Source organism: Allobaculum sp. Allo2 (genome assembly GCF_022701175.1).
In the GTDB taxonomy this organism is placed as follows: domain Bacteria; phylum Bacillota_I; class Bacilli_A; order Erysipelotrichales; family Erysipelotrichaceae; genus Allobaculum; species Allobaculum fili.
In genome coordinates, this window is the sequence record NZ_CP078088.1 from 1,070,693 (window position 1) to 1,091,372 (window position 20,680).

A 20,680-nucleotide genomic window follows, 5' to 3' on the forward strand; every position below is an offset into this window, starting at 1 on the left:
GTAGTATGCGCCATAAGAAGAATAAAACGAAAAAGAAGCAATCCCGTTTCGGACTGATCCTTGCTCTTCTCATCATGCTTGGCGGTGCGGGTCTGATTTTCTATCCTTCCATCAGCGATATGGTAGTGAACTATCAGCTCAGCAGAAACATCGACCAGTACAATATCGGACTCGAAGGGGTAGAAGAAAACTTCGATGAAGAGTGGCGGCTGGCGGAAGAATACAACGAGTATCTGGCTACCAAAGATCTGCAGCTGACGTGCAGTCCCAAAGAGCGGGAGTATGTCGAAACTTTGCTGAATCCGCTGGGAAGCGGAATGATCGGATCGATTCAAATTCCGAAAATCGGGGTCAATATTCCGATATATTACGGAACCGAGGAACAGCAGCTCCAGGCGGGTGCCGGATTCTGGATGGGATCGTCTCTGCCTACGGGAGGTCCGAGCACACACACCGTTCTCACGGCTCATACCGGACTGGTTCGCGCCAAGCTGTTTACGGACATTGACAAGCTGAAAAACGGAGATCAGTTTTTCATCCGTGTGCTGGACCAAACGCTTGCGTATGAGGTAGATCAGCGGCTGATTGTCGATCCGGATGAAATGGAACCGATGTACATTCAGCCCGGAGAAGATCTGGTCACGCTCTATACGTGCTATCCGTACGGAGTGAATACGCAGCGTCTTCTGGTAAGAGGTCATCGAATCCCGTATGAAGAAGAACCAGAGAATTCGGAAAATCTCGCCGAAAAACTGCTGAAGAACTACTGGATCTGGATCCTTGTCGTTCTTCTTCTTCTCTTCCTTCTTCTGTGGTGGCTGCTGCATCGACACAGAAAGAAGAAGAAAACAAAATCGCAAAAGGAAATGGATGGCGAGAAGACAGATGACGGGAAGACTGGCGAAATCGGTGGCTAAGATAGAGCTGTCCATCCCAGGCTCTCCTTCTTGAACCTGGCCTTCTGATTTCTGACGGATGGTGTCTATCCTGCGCAAGGGGTATGCGATTTTCTCATGCATTTCCAAGCGGAATTCGAAGTCTGCAGAGTACGCTCAGTTCAGCCCTGAATCAAAGGGAAGGCTTGCAGAAGGGATCGGAACGAATTCCCGTCGGCAGCAGGAGAGGAGACAGACTATGGATGAAACGATGGCACTGCTTCAGATCGAAAAGATGAAAGGCAGAAAATACGAATATCAGGGAGATGATCCGGATTTCCATGGGGAAAGCGGAGAATTCGAATGGCTCGATGATATGAACTGCTGCGCGCCGACGGACGCGGTGCTCTTTGCCTTTCAGTGCAAAGGCCAACGCAAAGTGATGACCGCCGCCCAGTTCCTTGAATTTGTTAAAGCGTGCAAAGTGGTAGAGGAATAAATTTCTGAGTCAGAAAAAATGCACCCGGATTTCGGATCATCCGGGTGCATGCTTTATACAAATCGCTGCAGGAATCGATGGTGTCCAGTCTGCAAAGGCCATCGCGAATTCGTCCGCGTTTTCGGTTTTTCGTTTTTGGCTTTCAGTAGAAGCCTGTCCGGTCCGTCGACAGTCGTGGATCTGGATCGATTTACAAATCAGCAAGGCGAATCTTTTGTGTTCTGGTAACTTCCCGCAAGGGAAGGCCGCCAAAGGGCAGAAGGTTCGCCTTTTCTCTGCCAAAAGGAGCGATTTCTCGTTTGGGTGTCTTTTCGCGAAGCGGCGGGTTATGACGAATCTCCTGGCTTTTGATCTTGGTAAAAGAGGAAGGCGGGAATGGAAAGGGGTAAAGGTTCCGGCCATGGAAGCCATCCGTAACGGATAGTCGGATTCGGATTTAAGGGTACTTCTTTTCGAAGAAGAAAACAAAAGAAGCGAATATCGGAAGACCGGAATTCCGACTGGGAAAAATGGATACGAAGAGACGGAAGCGCGGTGAGTGCTTTTGCCGCTTCAAGCGTTTATTCCAGACGGACTCTGGATCTGCCTTTCTGCCGGACGATTGTGCGGAGAGGCTTCTTTATGAAGCTGCCCGTTCAAACTGCGGCTCAGAATTTTTCCTTTTAAGGATCGTTTGATCCAGCGGGCACAAAATCCGAAGAAAGAGAGCCCTGACGGTAGGACGGATGGTCGTCTTGCGTTCCCTGGCTCGCTTGTCGAATCCAGGATCGATTCCTTTCTCTTTTGCTGGGGAGGATTCCGTTTCAGAGCCTGAAAAAGGCCATAAAAATCCGGAGTCGAAACTCCGGATTGGGGGTCAGAGAAATTTTAGTTCTGTGCGGGCTGAACGAGTTCGTCGGCCAGTTTCTGACGGTTCTGCTCGATGAGAGCCGGCAGTCTGGTTCGTGTATAGCGCAGGAACAGGATACCGGTTGTAACGGCGGCCACAACATCCGCAATCGGTTCGGCCAGGAAAACCGCAAAGACTTTGTCGCTCATGCAAAACGGCAGGATGTAGATCAGCGGCAGAAGCAGAATGATCTTACGATAAACCGCAAGGAAGAGAGACGTCTTCGCATTGCCCAGCGCGATGAACGTCTGCTGACAGGCGATCTGCATACCGAACAGGCAGACACCTGCGATGTAAATGCGCAGCGACCATTCGGTGTACTTAATGAGTTCGGGATCGGGTGTGAAGAAGGAAGCAAAGGCACCCGGGAACAGTTCGCAAAGCGCCCATAAGCCAAAGGAGTAAATCAGCGAGCTGATCAGCAGAATCTTGAACGTCTTTTGATGCGATCCAGATTGGCGGCACCGAAGTTGTAGGAAATGATCGGCTGCGACCCCTGGGTAAGGCCCTGGAGCGGAAGCATCGCAAACTGCATGATGCTCGCCAGAATCGTCATCGATCCGACAGCCAGGTCGCCGCCGTAGCGCTGGAGGGATGTGTTAAAGGCGAGGGTGATGAAGCTTTCGGTGATCATCATGACAAACGGGGAAAGACCAAGCGCCAGGCAGGGGAGAATGAGCTTCCAGTTCAGACGGATCAGCGAAGGGGAAAGACGAAGCGCGGAACGTTTCGAACTCAGAAACCAGAGAACGAAAATCGCCGAGCAGGCCTGGGAAATGACGGTCGCAATCGCGGCACCGCGTACGCCCAGTCCGAAGACGAAAATGAGAATCGGGTCAAGAACAATGTTGAGAATTGCGCCGATCAGTACGGTGGCCATACCCCAGGATGCGTAGCCCTGTGTGTTGATAAACGCGTTCATGCCCAGGGCAACCTGAACAAAAATGGTACCGGCCGCATAAATCTGCATGTACGCCCAGGCATAGGGATTGTCTGTTCGCTTGCGCCAAAGGACATAAGCAGATCCCGGCCGAAAACTTCGGTAATGACCGTGAGAACGAGGGCAAGAAGAATGAGCAGGGCCAGAGAGCTGTTCATGATTTTCTGCGCGGTTTTATTGTCTTTCTGGCCCATGAAAACCGCGGCGCGCGGAGCGGCACCCATGCAGACCAGATACGCGAAGGCACTGATCGCCGTAATGAGAGGCATAGTGACGCCGACGCCGGTCAGCGCCGCCTGACCGCTACCGGGAATGTGACCGATATACATGCGGTCGACGATGTTATAGAGAACGTTGACGATCTGTGCGAGGATGCACGGAACCGCCAGATTAAAGAGAAGACGTCCGACAGGGGCGGTCCCCAGATCGGTCTGACTGCTCTTGGATTTGAACATGGAAAACCATCCTTTCTAAACAAAATCAGAACTTATTATGGCACAAACCGTTATTTTCGGTGCAAAAGGAATATAGTCAGCTTTTTGCCCGTTTTCTCACGCGCTTTTTTGAGCGGAACCGACAAATTCCACAGGCAGGGAATATGATGGCAGGGCAGGATCGGTAAAAAGAGAGGAAAAGCGGATACTTTCGGGGCTTTTTGCGCACTGTACGTCCCGGTATTCCGTTTTGGCCGCTTTCTTACACCGGATTTCTTATGGCATTTTCTTCCGCTTTTTATGGCCTGCGGCTTTGCGTACAGGCCGCTTTGAGCGACTGGAACGGTTCGCAGTATGGGCCCCGCCTTTTCTTGCGCCCTTGATTTTGCGAAAATAAAAGCACTTTTGAAAATTCAGCAGGTTCTGACCGGAAGGTGTTCTGGATATTCTCCTGTCTGCAAACCTGCCAGACCCGTCTTTCCCCTGTATTTACCTATATTTATTTTATTTCCCGTTGTGTTCAGCGTTCTGAAACGAACGGAGAAAGGAGAACATTTATGGAATCCGCACTGTCCGAAAAGGCCAGACCCAGATCGCACAGGCCAGGCTGGCTGAAAAACTGGAGGCGCCTTTTCTGAATATAAAAACGTCTCCGCAAGAGCGGCGGTGATCACGCTGCTGGTCGCCTCGCTGGCGTGGCTCGTTACCTGGATCGTGATCGGGCTTTTCCCTCTTGGGGAGGCGAGCCTGTGTACGAACGACGGGTACGCGCAGTACATGCCGTTTCTGTCCGAATTCTGGAGCATATTTCGAGAAGGCGGCTCAGTCTTCTATTCGTGGAACGGAGGTCTTGGCGGAAACTTCTTTCTGACCATAGCCTATTACCTGATGAGCCCTTTACCTTCGTGGCGCTTCTGTTCGACCGTACGCAGATTCCGTTCGCAGCCAATCTGATTATCGTTTTGAAAAACATTCTGGTCTGCACGCTGATGGCCTGGTACTTGCCGACACGAAAAGGCGCTTCGAAAAAGCAATGCCCGCAGCTGCCTGCGCGATCACGTACGGATTTGGCTTTTATTTCATGGGCTATGCGGTCAACTTCATGTGGATGGATTCGAGCGCACTGCTTCCGTTAATGCTTTATGGCATGGAACGGCTCGATACCAGAAAAGGCCGTGCAGCGTATCTGTTCTCGCTGGCGGCGGCTATTTTCATGAACTTTTACATGGGCGCCATTCTCTGCATCTTTCTGGCGCTGTATGAAGTCGTGCTCGTCATGCGCTTTAAAAACCGGCGCTGGGTGCTGATTATCTGGTTCGCGCTCTGTTCGCTCTGCGCCGCGCTGCTGGCTTCACTCGTTTTGCTTCCGGTCATCGAGGGCATGCTTATGGACAACGTTTCACGCATGTCACCGCCGGATTTTGAATTTTTCAATGACTGGGCGTATTTCTTTTCCCGGCTTCTGCCGGATGCGAATATTGTCCGCATTACCCACAATCGCGGGGCGATCAACTTGTACATGGGTTCGGCCTGCCTGATGTTCTGCCTCGTTTTCCTCTTTCAGAAATCGATTTCCTGGCGGACGCGTCTCGGCCTTTCGGGCCTTTGCCTGCTTTACGTGGCCGCAACACAGTGCAGCTGGCTGAACTACGCCTTTCATGGCTTTTACATGCAGAGGCAGGTGCCAAACCGCTTCGGCTTTCTTGTCGGCTTTCTGTCCTGCCTGATGATGTATGACGGACTGGTTCGAATACGCAAAACGAAGCTTTCGGTTCTGATCGGCTGCGGCGTAACGGCCGCCATCGCCTTTTCGGGTGTCGTCTGGCTTTCCCAGACTTCGAATACCTGGATTGCGCCGGCACTTGTCGGCTGCCTGCTCTGCTTTACACTGGCGGCCGGCTTTCATCGCCAGGTGCTGCTTTCGTGGCTCATTCTGGCCGAAAGCTTTGGCTGTCTGGCCCAGTGCGCGCCGGGCGATCTGTCCAGCTCGTTTACGAATATGAAGCCGGATCTGGAAGCGGCGCAGTTTACGGGAACCGGCCGTTCGGACATTCTTTGCAGCGACATCGTAAACGCGCCCGCCCTGTACGGCTTTCGCGGCGTATCTTCCTTTAACTCCGTCATCAATCCGGATACCGCGTCGATTTTAGGCAAGCTCGGCTATGCAAGCGGCGAAAACTACTACCGCGTCTATGGTCATACGTCCATCAGCGATCTCATTCTTGGCGTCGATCTGTATGCGACCGACGAGCACGAACAGCTGCCCGAACCGTTTGTTGAAGTGGCAAGGGTGGATGATCTCGTCCTCTGGAAGTCGCCGTATGCCACGCCGATTGGCAGTACGATTTTTGACGGCATCGACGCGCTCGATGCATCCAATAAATTTACCAATCTCAATACCCTGATGCCCGACAGCTTCACGCCGCTCGATGTAAAGGCGTCGATTGAAACCGACGCGAAGACGGATGGAGAATTCACCGAGTCTGGCACCTGCATGATTGAAGATATCGAAGACGGGGATGTGACGACCGTCAAGCTGGCGCCGTTTCGCGGCACTCAGGTGTACGTGTATGGAACGCTTGGCGGTTCTGGCAAGTTCAAGGTGTTCAAAACGATCAGCTCGTTCACGAAGATAAATACGACGGCGAAGTCGTTTACGTCGGCGATGTGGCCGAAAACGATTTTGTCGAACTGCAGTTTACAGCGGATTCGGATCGTGACTCGCAGACGCTGACGCTGTATGCGGCGTCGATGAACGAGGATGCGGTCGAACGGGCGGTGGAACGTCTGAATACGAACGGACTCAAGGATCAGTCCGTGGAAGCGACCCGCGTGACGGGAAATTACGAGGCCCAGAAGGAATGCGATATGGTGTTTACCATTCCGTACGATCCAGGCTGGAAGGCGACCGTCAACGGACAGAGCGTACCTTGTGACAGCTTCATGAACGGCTTTCTGAAAATTCATCTGCCCGCGGGTCTGAATCAGATTGAACTGACGTATCAGCCGCAGGGACTCAAATCCGGTCTGCTTGGTACGGCTGGCGGCATTATCTATGCGGTCCTGATCTTAAAAATGAAAGACGACAAGCCGTACCCGGAGGATGAAGACGACCCCCATAAGAAGAAAAAGCGCCGCCGGCCGCTGCGCAAAAGAAAGTCTCCAGGGAAGAGGAACTCGAAACCGAAGGTTCAGCGGCGGACGACAGCGACGAAGTGGGAAATCAGACGGTTTCGAAAGTCGTAGAAGAAGATTTCGAACGCCTGCCGCAGACCGAATGTGCCGGACAGGATCCGATCCCGTCCGCGTTTGAAGAACCAAAACCAGAGACGAAACCCAAGACTGCCGAAGCACCGGTGGAAAAATCGAAAGCTGCCCCAGACCGGGAAAAGGCGGCTTCGAATAATTCGAATAAAGAGAAAGAAAAACAAAAGACAAAGCGGCCAAATCCGATCTCGAGTCTTCGGATTCGATCCAGACCCCAGCAGCCTCTGAAGCTGCCGGACCGTCTGAATCCGACGGTACCCCGGCTTCCATGACGCGTGTTCGACTCAGAACGGTTGACCTCAAGGCTCTGGAATCGCAGCTTCCCGAAGATCTGAAAAAGGCCAGCAGCTGGCCAGCACGGTTCTCTATCAGCCCAAATCCAAACGGGTTCGCTATGAGCAGCGCGCTAATCGGCGAAGCGGGTCGCCGGTCGCAGATTCGAAAGCATCTTCGAAAACGGCAGAGCCGTTCAAAGACGCTTAAGGTCCGCCAACGCAAAAAAGCCAGGTTTCGAAATTACGCCAGAGATGGTCTGAATTGCTTCGTTCGAGATCGAATTGAAAGAAGCATGCGCTCAGGCGCGTTTCTTTCTGGCTTTACACAAATCCAAAATCGAATTCCTTCACGCAAAAATGCTGCAGTCCGCGTGATCCACTTAAGGGATCCGCAGGGACTGCAGCATTTCTCTGGAAAGCAAAAGGGAAACAGTGCAGATCAGGCCGGTTTGCGCTGGGACTTTCGTTCGGTTTTACCGGAAAACTCCGTCATTCCTATCCAGTGTCCGCCTCGCTTTATGGAGCGGGATGGTACTGGTTGGTATCGGGATCGTGACCGGAAAAGCCGGTTTCAGGCAGACTGTCGATCGCCTGTATCGTCTGCTCGTCGAGTTCGAAATCAAAGACGTCGAGATTGGCTTTCATCCGTTCAAAATGGGCCGATTTGGGCAGCGGGAGAATGCCGTTCTGCAGTTCAAAACGCAGGCAGATCTGGGCGGTGGACTTGCCGGTTTTCTTGGCGATTTCTTCGAGTTCTTCCAGCTTTAAAACGCGCTGGCGGCCAAGGGGCGACCATGCCTGGACGACGATGTTATGTGCCTGGCAGTATTTCGTCACTTCGGGCTGGAGATAGCCAGGATGGTATTCGATCTGGTTGACCATGGGGGTCACTTCCATATCCATGAGCGGTTCGAGATGGTGAACGAGGAAATTGGATACGCCGATGGCACGGACTTTGCCCGCTTTGTACAGATCGATCATGGCCGACCAGGTTTCCCGGTTAAGGGCGATCCAGTCTTTGCCGAATTCGTGTTCGCACGCCGGCCAGTGGACGAGATACAGATCGAGATAGTCCAGACCGAGATCGTGCAGACTCTGGTTGCAGGCGGCGATGACATCGTCGTAGTGTCTGGCTTCGGGCGGGCATTTGGAGGTAATGCGAAGATCTTCGCGCGCAATGGATGTCTGGGCGAGGGCCTCTCCGATTTCCGCTTCGTTTTTGTACATCGCGGCAGTGTCGATCAGGCGATAGCCCGCATTCAGGGCTTCGAGCACGATATCCGCTGTGGAGACGCCGGCCACTTTCCAGGTGCCAAAGCCAGTGGAAGGAAGCACGACGCCGTTGGAGAGCGTAAAGGTTCTGAGATTGGAGGCTTCGTTTTACAGTCGTTTGGATACATAGTCTTTTCTCCATATTCTGCCGCCGCATCCGGTTTCCGTTCGGTTTACTGTCCTTTGAACGCACGATGCCGAAGGGCATCTTGGGCTCCTGCCCTGCGCATAAGACGAAAGGTCAGAGAGTGCGGCCTGTTTTTCTTCAGTATACCAATCGGCTTCCGTATTGTTTTTTGAAGCGAATTTGAAAACGAAAACCGCTTTCTCCGACGAAAAAACCGACCCGCTCGTTTTGGAATATCGAGCGGGCCGGTTTTCGGCTGCCGTGTTTAGAGCAGGTCGGTGTTTATCGCAAGACTGTGTTTCGGTCGCTGCTCGCAAAACCGTGATTGAAGCGTGCAGGCAGAATGCGAAATGTAGGGTTAAGCCGCCGCGGTCTGTGCCTTCTGTGCGGCGAGAAGCCGGCGGGCGGGCCGTTTGATCAGCAGAGCGCCGATCAGAAGGACTGCGGCGGAGCCTAAAGAAATCGGGAAGATGGCCAGAATGGTCATGAACGTATGCGAGCGGGAAGACAAACAGAATCCAGAGAATGCGAACGACACATACGCCCAGCGTCGTCAGTACGGCAGGAAGAACCGAAATGCCAAAGCCGCGCAAATAGCCGGAAATGACTTCGTACTGAATGGAGAAAAAGTAGCTGCACATCAGAGTGACCAGACGCAGGTAGCCGTTTTCGATGACTTCCGGATTCGAGTTGAACAGGGAAAGCAGCGGCTTGCCAAAGGCGATGACGCAAAACGAACAGCACATGGTCACGATCAGCCCTTCGATCAGACACGTCTTCAGCACCTTTTCGCAGCGATGAATTTTGCCGGCGCCGTAGTTCTGACCGGTAAAGGTCGTGCACGCCTGACCGAACGAGTTGATGACGTTGTAGACGACCATTTCGATATTGAGCGCGGCGCTGCTCGACGCCATGACGATCGTGCCCAGCGAGTTGAAGCCGGACTGAATGACGACGTTGGCAATGGAGAAGACGGAAGACTGAATGCCCGAAGGAATGCCGATCTGCAAAATCCAGGTGACCGTTTCGCGATCAAACGGCTTGTGAAACAGCTCTTTCCACGTGATGAGATGCTGCTTCATCAGAATACCGAACAAAATGAAGGAGCTGATCAGGTTGGAAGCCACGGTGGCGATCGCTACGCCATCGACGTTCATGCCAAAGACGATGACGAAGAGCAGGTTGAGCAGAACATTGATCACGCCTGAAGCGGCCAGCGCGATCAGCGGAATCTGCGGCTGACCGATACCGCGGAAAATGGCGGCTTCAAAGTTGTAGAGCAGAATGACCGGCAGACCGCCCAGATAAATTTTCAGATACAGTTCAGCCAGCGGGAAAACTTCCGCCGGAACGCCCATGAGCGAGAGCGCCCAGGAGGCGATCAGCTCGCCGATCAGGCAGAGAAAGAGACCGCCGCCAATGGCGAGCCATAAGGAAGAACGGGCCGCCGTGCGCACCTGTTCGAATTTCCGGGATCCGACGCAGTTGGCAATGACGACATTGCTTCCCAGCGAAATGCCGATAAACAGATTGACGATCAGAGAAATGAGGGACGCGCAGGCGCCGACGGCGGCCATGCAGTGGGCACCCATTTCTCCAGTAAACTGACCGACGACCGCGACATCGGCCGCGTTGAACAGCTGCTGCAGTATGCCGGTAAAGGCCAGCGGCATCGCAAAAAGCAGAATCTTATCCCACAGTGAGCCGGACGTCAGATCCATGGCTGTTCTGTCTTTCTTTCGGTGTAAAAATCGCATCGGTTTTCTCCTCTCTTTACTTTTTCTTCTTATGTCCTGCCTTATGCAGAGATTTGGCGAACGATCCCGTTTTGACGCTTTCGGCCCGGCTGTCCGGTCCATAGAACGGCCGCAGGGGAATGTTCGATACGATGGGAATGGTATTCCTCGAAAAGCGAGTTGGGAAAAGATTTCCCGTGAAAAACAGGGAAGAAAGGTGTAAACGCTTACGGTATAACATTCAAAAACTTATACCGTATATGAATAGGAATAGTTCTCTCTTTTCCAGACGATTTGTCTGGAGCGTTCGAATGGGTATGGAGCGTCAAAAATCGAATCGTTTCCGGCTTTTCACCTTTCGCTGCCATGGGATCGGGGAATTGCCCTGCAACCGCCTGCGGGCAGTAAAAAACTTTAAGAAAAAAGAAAGCCTTTATACTGTTAATGGTCTGCACTGACTGCAGCTCAAAAGGAGATATTACATGAGTGCGAAAGTTGTTGTCGGCACCCAGTGGGGTGACGAGGGAAAAGGAAAAATTGTGGATGTACTCGCCGATAAAGCGGACATGGTCGTTCGGTTTCAGGGCGGGGACAACGCCGGCCATACCGTTGTGGTCAATGGCAAGAAACACGTTCTTCATCTGCTGCCCAGCGGCGTTTTAAGAGAAGATGCCGCCTGCATCATTGGCCCGGGCGTCGTATGCAATCCGTTTGTGCTGCTCAAGGAAATGGAAACGCTCGAAAAGAGCGGGCTTTCCACCAGCCATATCCGGATTTCCGACCGAGCCCAGATCCTGATGCCGTATCACTGCTACCAGGATGAACTCGAAGAAGCCGCTGCCTCCAATAAAATTGGAACCACCAAGCGCGGAATCGGCCCGTGCTATCAGGATAAATACGCCCGCAAGGGCATTCGCTACCACGAATTCATCGATTTCGACACGTTCGAAAAGCGTCTTCGTGAAAATGTAGCCATGAAAAACAAGCTGTTCACCGCCGTATACGGCGGCAAGCCGATGGACGCGGATGAAATGGTGGAACAGTTCCGCCAGATTTACGACCGCATCGTGCCGATGATCGTAGAAAGCACGCATCTGGTCAACGAAGCGATCGATGAAGGAAAAGAAGTTCTGTTTGAAGGCGCACAGGCTGCCATGCTCGATATCAACTACGGAACGTATCCGTACGTTACCTCGTCCTCGCCAACTTCGGCCGGCGTTACCGTCGGTGCCGGTGTTGCGCCTAGCCGCCTCGACCAGGTGATCGGTGTCGTTAAAGCGTATTCGACCCGCGTCGGCGAAGGTCCGTTCGTTACGGAACTCGAAGACGAAACCGGCGAATGGCTGCGCAAGAACGGCTTTGAATACGGCGCCACAACCGGACGTCCCCGCCGCTGCGGCTGGCTCGACCTGGTTGTCGTTCGTCACGCCAACATGATCAACGGTCTGACCGATATCGTTCTGACCAAGCTCGATGTTCTCGACGGTCTCGATGAAATTAAGGTGTGCACCGGCTACGAAATCGACGGCAGGCTCCAGAACTACGTACCGTCCGATCAGGCGGATGTAGCCAGAGCCAAACCGGTTTACACGACATTGCCGGGCTGGAAGGAAGACATCACAAAAATGCGTACGTGGGATGAGCTTCCCGAAAACGCGAAGAAGTACGTCGAGTTCATTGAAGAATTCACTGGCGTACCCGTTTCGATGGTTTCCGTCGGACCGGACCGTGAAAACAATATTGCCCATAACGATCGCTTAGATTAACGATCGTCCTGTCCGGTTTTACAGGAAAATTGCCGCATCGCGCATATTTTCCCAAACCAGAAGAAATTTAAGAAATACAGAGAGCGATCGAACGCTCTGCCCAGACACGTATGGCGCAGACGGTTTTGATCGCTCTTTTGTTTCTGGCCCGCTTCCATTCTGGATTGGACACAATTGCCGGCGATTTGCAGAAAGCGGTTTCGGGATCGTCCCTTTTGCTTACAATGGAGATAACAGCTTTACCGTTTAATCCAAAGAAAAGAGAAAAAGACGATGAGAAAAACAAGATGGAAAAACACCATGGCTCTGCTGGTATCTGCCTCCATGGCCATGACGCCGGTCCTTTCGACCGCTTCGCCGATTCTGGCCAATACGCCAGAGAGTACGCAGGAAACGACGAGTCCTGCCGAAGTCAGCGATCTGCGCAAACTGGTCAATCCGGTTTTGCAGGAATATACGCCGGCCGCGCAAAGCGGAACGTGGAAACTGAGCAGTGACACCATGCTGGCGATCAGCGCCAGACAGGATCTGATTGATAACACCCAGCTTTCTGATATGGTGCGGCTGATCAGTTCGGAAATGAAAGACAAGGGATTAAGCAGCGATTTCGTACCGGTTCGCTATTTGCCGGCCGATGCCGCCGATCCAAACGGAATTCTGATCGATCTGGCTGATTCGGTGACTGAAGACTCAAGCAGTCCGGAAGCGTACCGCATCGAAATCAGCGCAGCCGGCATTCATCTCACCGGGGCAAGTGAGAAAGCCGTACTGCATGGCCTGCACACGATTGAAGCGCTTTTGCTGCAGGGGGCGTTCCGTATGGAACGATCGTGGACTATCCGACGATGAACGAACGGCGCATTCATGTCGACTGCGCCCGCAAATACATTTCCAAGGACTGGTTCATTCGACTGATCCACGAAATGTCCTGGAACAAAATGAACGCGCTCCAGATGCATTTCTCCGAAAACCTCGGATTCCGCATCGAGTGCGAAACCGATCCGTCGATCGTGTCGGATCAGTATCTGACCAAAGCCGAAGTCCGTGAAATTCTTGCGGAAGCGAAAAAGTACGGCATTAATGTCATTCCGTCCTTCGACTCCCCGGGTCACGTGGACCAGATTCTGAAATCCCATCCGGAATATGGTCAGGTTTCCAGCAGCGGTTCGCATTACGCCTCCGGTCTGGACATCACCAACCCGGAAGCCATCGCCTACATCCGCTCGCTGTATGCCGAATACTGCGAACTGTTTGAAGGCTGCACCGATTTCCACATCGGCGGCGACGAATACATGGAATTTGACCGCGCGCCGTTTACGACGCAGTACCAGTCGGTACTCAACGCCTACGCCGTGGAAAAATACGGGGCAGGCTACACATGGAAAGACACGGTTTCCGGCTACATTAACGAGCTGGCGGAATTCGTTCATGAAAAAGGCTTTACGCCGCGCATCTGGAACGACGGCATTTACTATGGTCATTCCAGCGTATCCGGCCGTCAGAAAATCGAAATGCACGACTACATCGGCATCGACTTCTGGTCGCAGATGGGCTGGAACCCGTCGATCGCCAAACTGTCGGCCTTCATCGAAATGGGTCACAAGAAAATTTACAACATCAACTCCAGCTACTTTTATTACGTACTGCGCGGTTCCAAACCGACAGATGGACGTGAGCAGCATTCCTTTGACAACCTCAACCCGGATCAGCTGATTTACAACGAATGGACGCCGGGCAAATTCTCCGCCAATACGATCGCAGACGATTCCGAAGTGATTGCCGGTGCCGCCATCGGCATCTGGTGCGACGTGCCGGATCTGGTCGACGAAGACGTCATTATGGACGATATCCTCTCGCCAATGCGCGCCCTGGCTTCCAAGTCGTGGAATACGCAGTCCAATACGATTTTGCCGTTTGCCGAACACCAGACGCTTGAAGAAACGCTCGGTCACGGCGGCGCCTGGACGAAAGGCACCAAGCTGCCCGAAGCCCCAGCCGTTCTGCCGGCGGAAAATCTGGGCTCCGTACTGATTCACTATCAGGATGAAAACGGACAGAAAATCGCCGAAGACCGTACGCTTTACGATACGATCGGCACTTCGTATTCGATTGAACCGGCGGATGTGTACGGCTATCGCTGCACGCAGGAAGCCGTAACGGGAGCGTATGCCGAAGACCGCAAAGAAATTACCTTTGTTTACAGTCTGTACACCGACTGGTCCGAACTGGATGCACTGCTGGCTCATCCCTATACACAGAGTGACGTTCTGCCCGACGGATGGAGCGCCTATAAAGACGCGCTCGATGCAGCCAGTGCGCTTAAAGCCGCCGGTCCGGCGCACCAGAGTGAAGTCGATGCGGCCTATACAGCTTTGAAGACCGCCCAGGACGAACTCGTTTCGATGAACCGCTACGTTCTCTGGATCGAAGATCAGCATCCCGTCGAGGAAAGCAGCGTTACCCAGGGCTGGTCTGCCTACAGTGCGGCCCTCGAACAGGCCCGTACGATTCTGAACAAAGCGGACGCAACGACCAAGGAAATCGAAGACGCAGCCGCCAGTCTGCAGGAGGCCAAAAAGGGTCTGCTTTTTGCCCAGGATCCGACCATCACGACCACCGCGACGAAACCGCCTTATCAGACGTACGCGTATTCGCGCATGTTCGATAACAACCTCTCGACCTACGCCTGGTTTGACGGCGAACAGGTTGCGGGAGATGACATCACCTTTACTTTTGAATACCCGGTAGAACTTTCCGGAATCCGCGTCCAGTTCCCGACGGGCGACACGGAACTCGACTACATCCGCAGCGCGGACGTCGAAGTGTCCGCCGACGGCACCACCTGGACGAAAGTGGGCGAACTCGACGGCACCGCCCGTGACGTGACGGTATCCTTTGCGGCGCAGTCCGCCAAAGCCATTCGTCTGAAAATGACGCAGTCTGTGAAGTACTGGACGAAAATCTGCGAAGTCGACTTCACCATCGCGGCACCCGAATCCGGTACCGCGCTGATCGAAAAACTTGCCGAAGGCAGCGTGTTTGATCCTTCGCTTTATACGTACGAATCGTTCTGTCCGTTAATCGAAGCCCTGAATGCCGGTCAGCAGGCGCTGACGTCCCGTCAGTCTTCCGTGCAGGAGGAAATCGACGCCATTCAGGACGCGATTGACAATCTCGTCCCCAAAGGCAGCGTAGTGCTGAATCGCACGCTGCTCAAAACCGCACTCGATAAAGCCGAACGTCTTCAGAGCGACGCCAGCTTCCCGACCGCACAGACCAATGAACTGAAAACACGTGTTCTCGCGGCTAGAGGCGTCTATGAAAGTGCCGAGACGCAAGATGCAGTCGATGATGCGGCCAAAGCGCTCAATGCGTACATTCTGACGCTGCGCAAAACACCCGATGCGAACGGGCTCGAAGGGCTGAAACCCGCCAGGTAAGCATTCGGTCGTTCAGATACAAAGTCTGAAACGAAAGCGCAAACCAGAACAATATCCAGCAGCAGAAAAAGGACTGTCCGATCCAAATCTCAGTAAGGAGATCTGGAAGGGGCAGTCCTTTCTTCGTCTGTATGTTTGTCCAGAAATATCGTTTGTCTATCAATATTCGATATGCGGTTACTTGTTCGAGCCGCCAAACTGGAAGACGTACATGAGAATGCTTCCCGCAATCGCCGCGTTGAGCGATTCAAAGGTTTTCATCTCGATGTGTACGCATTTCGTGCAGGCGTGTAAAATGTCCGGACGAATGCCCTGGCCTTCGTTGCCGATAATCAGCGCGTACTGGTCAGGAATGGCGAGTTCATGCAGTTCGACGGAATCCTGATGCAGAGCGGCGCCAAATACAGAAATATGCCGGCTTTTCAGATCTTCAATCGCTTCGGCCAGATTGCAGGTTACGACGGGCAGATGGAAAATCGCGCCCTGACTGGACTGGAGCGTTTTTGGACCGAACGGATCTGTGCAGTCGGTCGAGCAGAGAATTTCTTCGATGCCAAAGGAAAGGGCGGAGCGAATGAGCGTGCCCATGTTGCCCGGATCCTGAATCTGATCGAGAAGAAGTACTTTTGTCGCGTGGCTGAACGTCGCATACGCCGGCTTCTTGCATAAGCCGATGTAGCGCGCATCGCTTTTCTGCGCGGACATTTTGTTTAAAACCGGCTGACTGCAGAAAATGGTTTCGATGCCGGGCAGCGTTTCGAGATTTTCGAGCTGATAGACTTTCAAAAGCAGGCCGGCCTGCGCCGCTTCCTGGATCATATGAAAGCCTTCGACTAAAAACTGGCCGCTCGCGTCGCGATCCTTTTATTTTTGAGACGGACCATCGCCTTGACGGATGCATTTTGTAACGATTCAATTTTCATGTTCATTTCCTCAGAAGGACCGGCGGCTTCTGTCGAAGATTTCGAGAATTCCGAGAATAAGGAATTCTCGAAAAAGTACCACCCGGATCCAGATCGATTTCCCAGAAAGGGAGCGTTCAGATTCAGCCTATCAGAAACCGGCGATCAAGCAAAAAGAGGGCCTTGAAAACTGATATGGACTGAGCGATCGCTGCGAAATTTGCGGATCGAAAACCGTCCGCACGCCTGCCGGGATGAAAAGACAGAATGGCCGAAAAGAAAGCGGAAAAAGAACGTTCCCGTCTCTTTTGTCTTTCCCGCCTGTACCTTTCCCGTTTTGTCCGCGCTTTGAAAAATACGAAGATTTACGGAAAATGCTTCAAAAGACAGAGACCGTTTTTCAACGCAAAGTTGCACGCGTTGACATCTCTGCTACAATTGTGTTCAGGCAAAGAGGGAAACGTGGCAGATCCGGCACGGCATGCAGAGAGCTTCTCACTCCGGTGAAAGAGAAGCAGTCCGAGCCCCTGTGAATTCATTCCTGAGCTGGAGCGTAATGTCTCCCCGTTTCATACGGATATCATGATTTGAGTGTGTCTGTATACGGACGAAGCGAAATGGTACCGCGGCGAAAGCCGTTTTCGCGTTCGTCCGTTTTTTATTTTCTGGAAACGGACGGATCCTTTCCGGGTTTCCGTTCCATCTTTGCGAACATACATTTCGCTGCAAGCTATCCTGCCGGTTTTCGCGCCGGCTTGAGAAAGGAGAAATCATGCAGAATTTTGATGAATTGAAAAACCAGATTGCACAGGATTTCGCCAGTGCGCAGGATCTTGAAGCGCTCAGCGCGCTGCGTATTGAATACCTGGGCAAAAGGTCAGATTGCTTCCTTAATGAAGCAGATGAAAAGCGTACCGAAAGAGGAAAAGCCGGCATTTGGTCAGGCGGTCAACGACCTGAAAACCGAAGCCAGCGCGCTTTTTGAAGAAAAGAAACAGGCTCTGGAGCAGAAGGCGCTGGAAGCCCGTCTCGCTTCGGAAAAAATCGACCTGACGCTGCCGGGACGCAAACCGGCGTACGCCAACCTCAACCCGCTTCACCTCGTTCTTCAGGAACTCGAAGACCTCTTTATCGGTCTTGGCTATCAGGTTATTGAAGGCGACGAACTCGTAGAAGACCTGTACTGCTTCGAGCGCGCCAACATTCCTAAGGATCACCCGGCACGTGCCATGCAGGATTCCCTGTACATCGATCCGGAACATCTGCTGCGCACCCATACGACCGCGATCCAGATGAAAGTTCTCGAAGAGCAGGCGCCAAACCCGATTAAAGTCGTCTGCCCGGGCAAGGTGTACCGCCGCGATGACGACGATGCGACCCATTCCCACCAGTTCATGCAGATTGAAGGTCTGGTCATCGGCGAGCACGTACCGCTGTCCGATCTGAAGGGCACGCTGGAATTCGTTGCCCGCAAGATGTTCGGTCAGAACCGGGAAATCCGCTTCCGCCCGTCCTACTTCCCGTTTACCGAACCGAGCGTAGAAGTCGACGTATCCTGCCACATGTGCGGCGGCAAGGGCTGCCCGACGTGCAAGGGTACCGGCTGGATTGAAATTCTCGGTGCCGGCGAAGTTCACCCGAAAGTACTCGAAATGGCCGGCTACGACAGCACAAAAATGAACGGATTCGCGTTTGGCATCGGCATTGAGCGTATTGCCATGCTTAAATACGGCATCGACGATATCCGTCATTTCTATACCAACGATCAGCGGTTCAATAAGAACTTCGATCGTTTTGACTAAGGAGGGACGACTATGAAACTCTCAAGAAAATGGCTTGAACAGTATATGGATCTTGGCGATCTGACGATGGAGCAGATTGCCGACACGATTACAGCGGCCGGCTTTGAAGTCGAAGACATTATCGAACTCTCCAATGCCACGGGTCTTGTGATTGGTGAAGTGCTCACCTGCAAGGATCATCCGGATTCCGATCATCTGCACGTGACGACCGTCAATACGGGCGATGAAGTCCGTCCGATCGTCTGCGGCGCGCCAAACGTCGCAGCGGGACAGAAAGTCATCGTCGCGCTCCCAGGCGCGAAACTGCCCGGCGGCGAAATCAAGTCCGGCACGATTCGCGGCGAAGTGTCCGACGGCATGATCTGCTCGCTTGCGGAACTTGGCGTCGACAAGCACCTGCTCAGTCAGGAACAGCTCGAGGGCATCGAAGTGCTTCCGGCGGATGCGCCCGTAGGCAATACGGATCCGCTTTCGTATCTGGGTCTGGACGATACAATTCTCGATATTTCCCTGACGCCAAACCGCGCGGACTGCCAGGCAATCTGGAGCATGGCCAGCGAAACCGGCGCCATCCTCAATAAAAAGCTGCCCTTCCAGACTGCGAAGGCGCGGCCGATGCCGGAAACGATCATCCGACAAAACTCGTAATCCGTTCCGAAACCGAAAAGTGCCCGCACTTTTACGGCAAGATCATCGGCTCGGTAACGATTAAGGAATCGCCGCGCTGGATGCGCGATCTGCTTCGTGCAGCCGGCATGCATTCGATCAACAACGTGGTCGATATTTCCAACATCGTCATGCTCGAAACCGGTCAGCCGATGCACTTCTACGACCTGGCGGCCATTTCTGCGCAGGAAATTACCGTCAAGCAGGGCCTGAACTGCGACTACACCGCGCTCGATGGCGAAACGTACAAGCTGGAAGAAGACGATCTGGTCATCACCAGCCAGGACAAGCCGATCGGCATCGCCGGCGTGATGGGCGGCGACGACTCCAAAATTGAAGACAATACGACCGGCCTGATCATCGAATGTGCTTCGTTTGACCGTGTCTGCATCCGCAACACTGCCAGACGTCTCTCGCTAAGCACCGAAGCGTCTCTGCGCTATCAGAAAGGTATCGAACCGCTAGCAGCCAAAAGGCCCTCGATCGTGCGGTGGAACTGCTGATCGAATACGCCGATGCGAAAGACATTGAAGCGACCGTGGAATACGGATCCGCCGATTTTGAAGAAAAACGATTGCCTGCACCCTTGAACAGATCAACAACCGTCTGGGCACCGACTTCTCGAAAGAAGAAGTGCTCGATGTTTTCGAACGTCTGAACCTGGAACCCAGCGTTGAAGATACGACGTTCACCGTTCGCGTTCCGAGCACCCGTCTCGATCTCGAAGGGCTCGCGGATCTGAGTGAAGAAGTCATCCGCATGCTTGGCTACGACCGTCTGCCGTCCACGCTGCCGATGATGGCCATGACCGAAGGCAAGCTCAACCCGAAACAGCGTCAGCGCCGCTTCGTCAATAAAGTGCTCCTTGAAAACGGCGTACAGGATGCGATTACGTACACCCTGATTTCTACCGCCAAAAGGACAACGCGATTCTTTCCGCCGGCGAAGCCATTGAACTCGCGCAGCCGATGTCGGAAGAACGCCGCTACATCCGTACGTCCATCCTGCCGTCTCTGCTCGATGCGGCCGCATGGAACAAGGCGCATGGAAACACGGACATCAATCTGTACGAAATTTCCGAACTGACGTCTTCCAAAGGCGTAGAAGAACATCTGGCCATTGTACTTGGCGGACCGCTGACGATGACCCGCTGGCTCAAGGACGTTGTTCCGGCCGACTTCTATACCCTCAAGGGTCTGATTGAAGAAATCCTGGTTCGTCTGGGCATTTCCGAAAACCGCATTTTCTTCAAGGAAAACAAAAGGATACCGTTCATTTCCATCCCGGACGTTCGGCCGAAATTTACATCGGCAAGGATCTCATCGGTCTGATGGGTGAAATCCATCCAACGTACGGGGCAGAAACCGGCGTGAAAAAGCGATCATCGCCGAGATCAATCTCGATAAGATTCTGAACACCAAGAAGAGCAAAGTGAAATTCGTACCGACATCCCGCTATCCGTCCGTTACCCGCGACCTGGCGTTCGTCGTCAAACGCGATCTGCCTGCCAGCAAGATCGTCGACGTCATCCGCCGCTGCGGCAAGCTCGGCAAGGAGTCGATTGTTCGCGATGTCGATGTCTTTGACGTGTACGAAGGCGAACATGTAGGCGCCGATGAAAAGTCGATCGCGCTGACTATGACCTTCCAGTCCGAACACCAGACGCTCACCGATGAGCAGATCACGGAAGTGTTCAACACGATCATCGAAGCCATCCAGACCCAGTGCAAAGCCGTTCTGCGCTCCGCGTAAAAACGGTTTAATCTGGAGTTTGGCGGAATCCAATTCCG

19 protein-coding genes and 2 pseudogenes are annotated in these 20,680 nt (G+C 53.2%); 17 read left to right on the forward strand and 4 right to left on the reverse strand.

Annotated elements, in window-relative coordinates:
• Nucleotides 1–5: 5 nt before the first annotated feature.
• Nucleotides 6–917, forward strand: a complete 912-nt coding sequence (locus KWG61_RS06100; RefSeq protein ID WP_230267329.1) for a class C sortase — start codon at nt 6–8, stop codon at nt 915–917.
• A 217-nt stretch (nt 918–1,134) separates the two neighbouring features.
• The gene (locus tag KWG61_RS06105; RefSeq protein ID WP_230267330.1) at nt 1,135–1,374 is read left to right on the forward strand and encodes a hypothetical protein; all 240 of its coding nucleotides are present in this window, start codon (nt 1,135–1,137) and stop codon (nt 1,372–1,374) included.
• An 867-nt stretch (nt 1,375–2,241) separates the two neighbouring features.
• On the opposite strand, the pseudogene KWG61_RS06110 reads toward KWG61_RS06105, so the two are convergent.
• Nucleotides 2,242–3,658, reverse strand: a pseudogene (locus KWG61_RS06110) (MATE family efflux transporter).
• Between the two features lie 645 nt (nt 3,659–4,303).
• On the opposite strand from KWG61_RS06110, the gene KWG61_RS16075 reads away from it, so the two are divergent.
• From KWG61_RS16075 to KWG61_RS06125, 4 genes are read left to right on the forward strand one after another with little or no spacing between them, the layout of a single operon-like run.
• A complete protein-coding gene (locus KWG61_RS16075; protein WP_256460800.1) occupies nt 4,304–4,591 on the forward strand; it encodes a YfhO family protein in 288 nt (95 codons plus the stop codon).
• A gap of 40 nt (nt 4,592–4,631) precedes the next feature.
• A complete protein-coding gene (locus KWG61_RS06115; RefSeq protein WP_256460841.1) occupies nt 4,632–6,371 on the forward strand; it encodes a YfhO family protein in 1,740 nt (579 codons plus the stop codon).
• Nucleotides 6,305–6,883 carry a YfhO family protein gene (locus KWG61_RS06120; RefSeq protein WP_242745270.1) on the forward strand — a complete coding sequence of 193 codons (579 nt, stop codon included), beginning with the start codon at nt 6,305–6,307 and terminating at the stop codon, nt 6,881–6,883. Before KWG61_RS06115 ends, KWG61_RS06120 begins: the two co-directional genes overlap by 67 nt.
• On the forward strand, nt 6,853–7,176 hold the full coding sequence (locus tag KWG61_RS06125; protein ID WP_242745271.1) for a hypothetical protein: 324 nt from the start codon (nt 6,853–6,855) through the stop codon (nt 7,174–7,176). The genes KWG61_RS06120 and KWG61_RS06125 overlap by 31 nt, the downstream gene beginning before the upstream one ends.
• A 519-nt stretch (nt 7,177–7,695) precedes the next feature.
• Here the strand turns inward: KWG61_RS06125 and KWG61_RS06130 are convergent.
• Nucleotides 7,696–8,514 carry an aldo/keto reductase gene (locus tag KWG61_RS06130; RefSeq protein WP_242745272.1) on the reverse strand — a complete coding sequence of 273 codons (819 nt, stop codon included), beginning with the start codon at nt 8,512–8,514 and terminating at the stop codon, nt 7,696–7,698.
• 45 nt (nt 8,515–8,559) lie between these two features.
• Nucleotides 8,560–10,335, reverse strand: a complete 1,776-nt coding sequence (locus KWG61_RS06135) for an MATE family efflux transporter (RefSeq protein WP_242745273.1) — start codon at nt 10,333–10,335, stop codon at nt 8,560–8,562.
• Nucleotides 10,336–10,796: 461 nt separating this feature from the next.
• On the opposite strand from KWG61_RS06135, the gene KWG61_RS06140 reads away from it, so the two are divergent.
• The 3 genes from KWG61_RS06140 (at nt 10,797) to KWG61_RS06150 (ending at nt 15,520) form a co-directional block, all read left to right on the forward strand.
• On the forward strand, nt 10,797–12,080 hold the full coding sequence (locus KWG61_RS06140; protein ID WP_230267335.1) for an adenylosuccinate synthase: 1,284 nt from the start codon (nt 10,797–10,799) through the stop codon (nt 12,078–12,080).
• Nucleotides 12,081–12,353: 273 nt separating this feature from the next.
• Nucleotides 12,354–12,929, forward strand: a complete 576-nt coding sequence (locus tag KWG61_RS06145; protein WP_242745274.1) for a glycoside hydrolase family 20 zincin-like fold domain-containing protein — start codon at nt 12,354–12,356, stop codon at nt 12,927–12,929.
• Nucleotides 12,911–15,520 (forward strand): family 20 glycosylhydrolase, encoded by a 2,610-nt coding sequence (locus KWG61_RS06150; protein WP_242745275.1) that lies wholly within the window; start codon nt 12,911–12,913, stop codon nt 15,518–15,520. Before KWG61_RS06145 ends, KWG61_RS06150 begins: the two co-directional genes overlap by 19 nt.
• Nucleotides 15,521–15,697: 177 nt before the next feature.
• Here the strand turns inward: KWG61_RS06150 and KWG61_RS06155 are convergent, their stop codons facing one another.
• On the reverse strand, nt 15,698–16,339 hold the full coding sequence (locus tag KWG61_RS06155) for an RNA methyltransferase (protein ID WP_242745276.1): 642 nt from the start codon (nt 16,337–16,339) through the stop codon (nt 15,698–15,700).
• 855 nt (nt 16,340–17,194) lie between these two features.
• On the opposite strand from KWG61_RS06155, the pseudogene pheS reads away from it, so the two are divergent.
• The 8 genes and pseudogenes from pheS (at nt 17,195) to KWG61_RS06185 (ending at nt 20,642) form a co-directional block, all read left to right on the forward strand.
• Nucleotides 17,195–18,224 (forward strand): annotated as a pseudogene (gene pheS / locus KWG61_RS06160) (phenylalanine--tRNA ligase subunit alpha).
• Nucleotides 18,225–18,236: 12 nt separating this feature from the next.
• Nucleotides 18,237–18,872 carry a YtpR family tRNA-binding protein gene (ytpR, locus tag KWG61_RS06165; RefSeq protein ID WP_242745277.1) on the forward strand — a complete coding sequence of 212 codons (636 nt, stop codon included), beginning with the start codon at nt 18,237–18,239 and terminating at the stop codon, nt 18,870–18,872.
• A gap of 59 nt (nt 18,873–18,931) precedes the next feature.
• Nucleotides 18,932–19,393: a phenylalanine--tRNA ligase beta subunit-related protein gene (locus KWG61_RS06170; RefSeq protein WP_242745583.1), complete on the forward strand. Its 462-nt coding sequence runs from the start codon at nt 18,932–18,934 to the stop codon at nt 19,391–19,393.
• Nucleotides 19,381–19,548: a hypothetical protein gene (locus KWG61_RS06175; RefSeq protein ID WP_242745278.1), complete on the forward strand. Its 168-nt coding sequence runs from the start codon at nt 19,381–19,383 to the stop codon at nt 19,546–19,548. Before KWG61_RS06170 ends, KWG61_RS06175 begins: the two co-directional genes overlap by 13 nt.
• A complete protein-coding gene (locus KWG61_RS16080; protein ID WP_256460801.1) occupies nt 19,524–19,976 on the forward strand; it encodes a hypothetical protein in 453 nt (150 codons plus the stop codon). Before KWG61_RS06175 ends, KWG61_RS16080 begins: the two co-directional genes overlap by 25 nt.
• The gene (locus KWG61_RS16085) at nt 19,859–20,221 is read left to right on the forward strand and encodes a hypothetical protein (RefSeq protein WP_256460802.1); all 363 of its coding nucleotides are present in this window, start codon (nt 19,859–19,861) and stop codon (nt 20,219–20,221) included. The genes KWG61_RS16080 and KWG61_RS16085 overlap by 118 nt, the downstream gene beginning before the upstream one ends.
• Nucleotides 20,197–20,304 carry a hypothetical protein gene (locus KWG61_RS16090; protein ID WP_256460842.1) on the forward strand — a complete coding sequence of 36 codons (108 nt, stop codon included), beginning with the start codon at nt 20,197–20,199 and terminating at the stop codon, nt 20,302–20,304. The genes KWG61_RS16085 and KWG61_RS16090 overlap by 25 nt, the downstream gene beginning before the upstream one ends.
• Before the next feature lie 17 nt (nt 20,305–20,321).
• Nucleotides 20,322–20,642 carry a hypothetical protein gene (locus KWG61_RS06185; protein WP_242745279.1) on the forward strand — a complete coding sequence of 107 codons (321 nt, stop codon included), beginning with the start codon at nt 20,322–20,324 and terminating at the stop codon, nt 20,640–20,642.
• Nucleotides 20,643–20,680 lie beyond the last annotated feature (38 nt).

Bases quoted from the DNA above. Each gene is read 5' to 3' on its own strand.
- KWG61_RS06135 (WP_242745273.1), bottom strand. From the start codon at position 10,335: ATGCGATTTTTACACCGAAAGAAAGACAGAACAGCCATGGATCTGACG.
- KWG61_RS06140 (WP_230267335.1), top strand. From the start codon at position 10,797: ATGAGTGCGAAAGTTGTTGTCGGCACCCAGTGGGGTGACGAGGGAAAA.
- KWG61_RS06155 (WP_242745276.1), bottom strand. From the start codon at position 16,339: ATGATCCAGGAAGCGGCGCAGGCCGGCCTGCTTTTGAAAGTCTATCAG.
- KWG61_RS06105 (WP_230267330.1), top strand. From the start codon at position 1,135: ATGGATGAAACGATGGCACTGCTTCAGATCGAAAAGATGAAAGGCAGA.
- KWG61_RS06100 (WP_230267329.1), top strand. From the start codon at position 6: ATGCGCCATAAGAAGAATAAAACGAAAAAGAAGCAATCCCGTTTCGGA.
- KWG61_RS06145 (WP_242745274.1), top strand. From the start codon at position 12,354: ATGAGAAAAACAAGATGGAAAAACACCATGGCTCTGCTGGTATCTGCC.
- ytpR (WP_242745277.1), top strand. From the start codon at position 18,237: ATGAAACTCTCAAGAAAATGGCTTGAACAGTATATGGATCTTGGCGAT.
- KWG61_RS16085 (WP_256460802.1), top strand. From the start codon at position 19,859: ATGTCGGAAGAACGCCGCTACATCCGTACGTCCATCCTGCCGTCTCTG.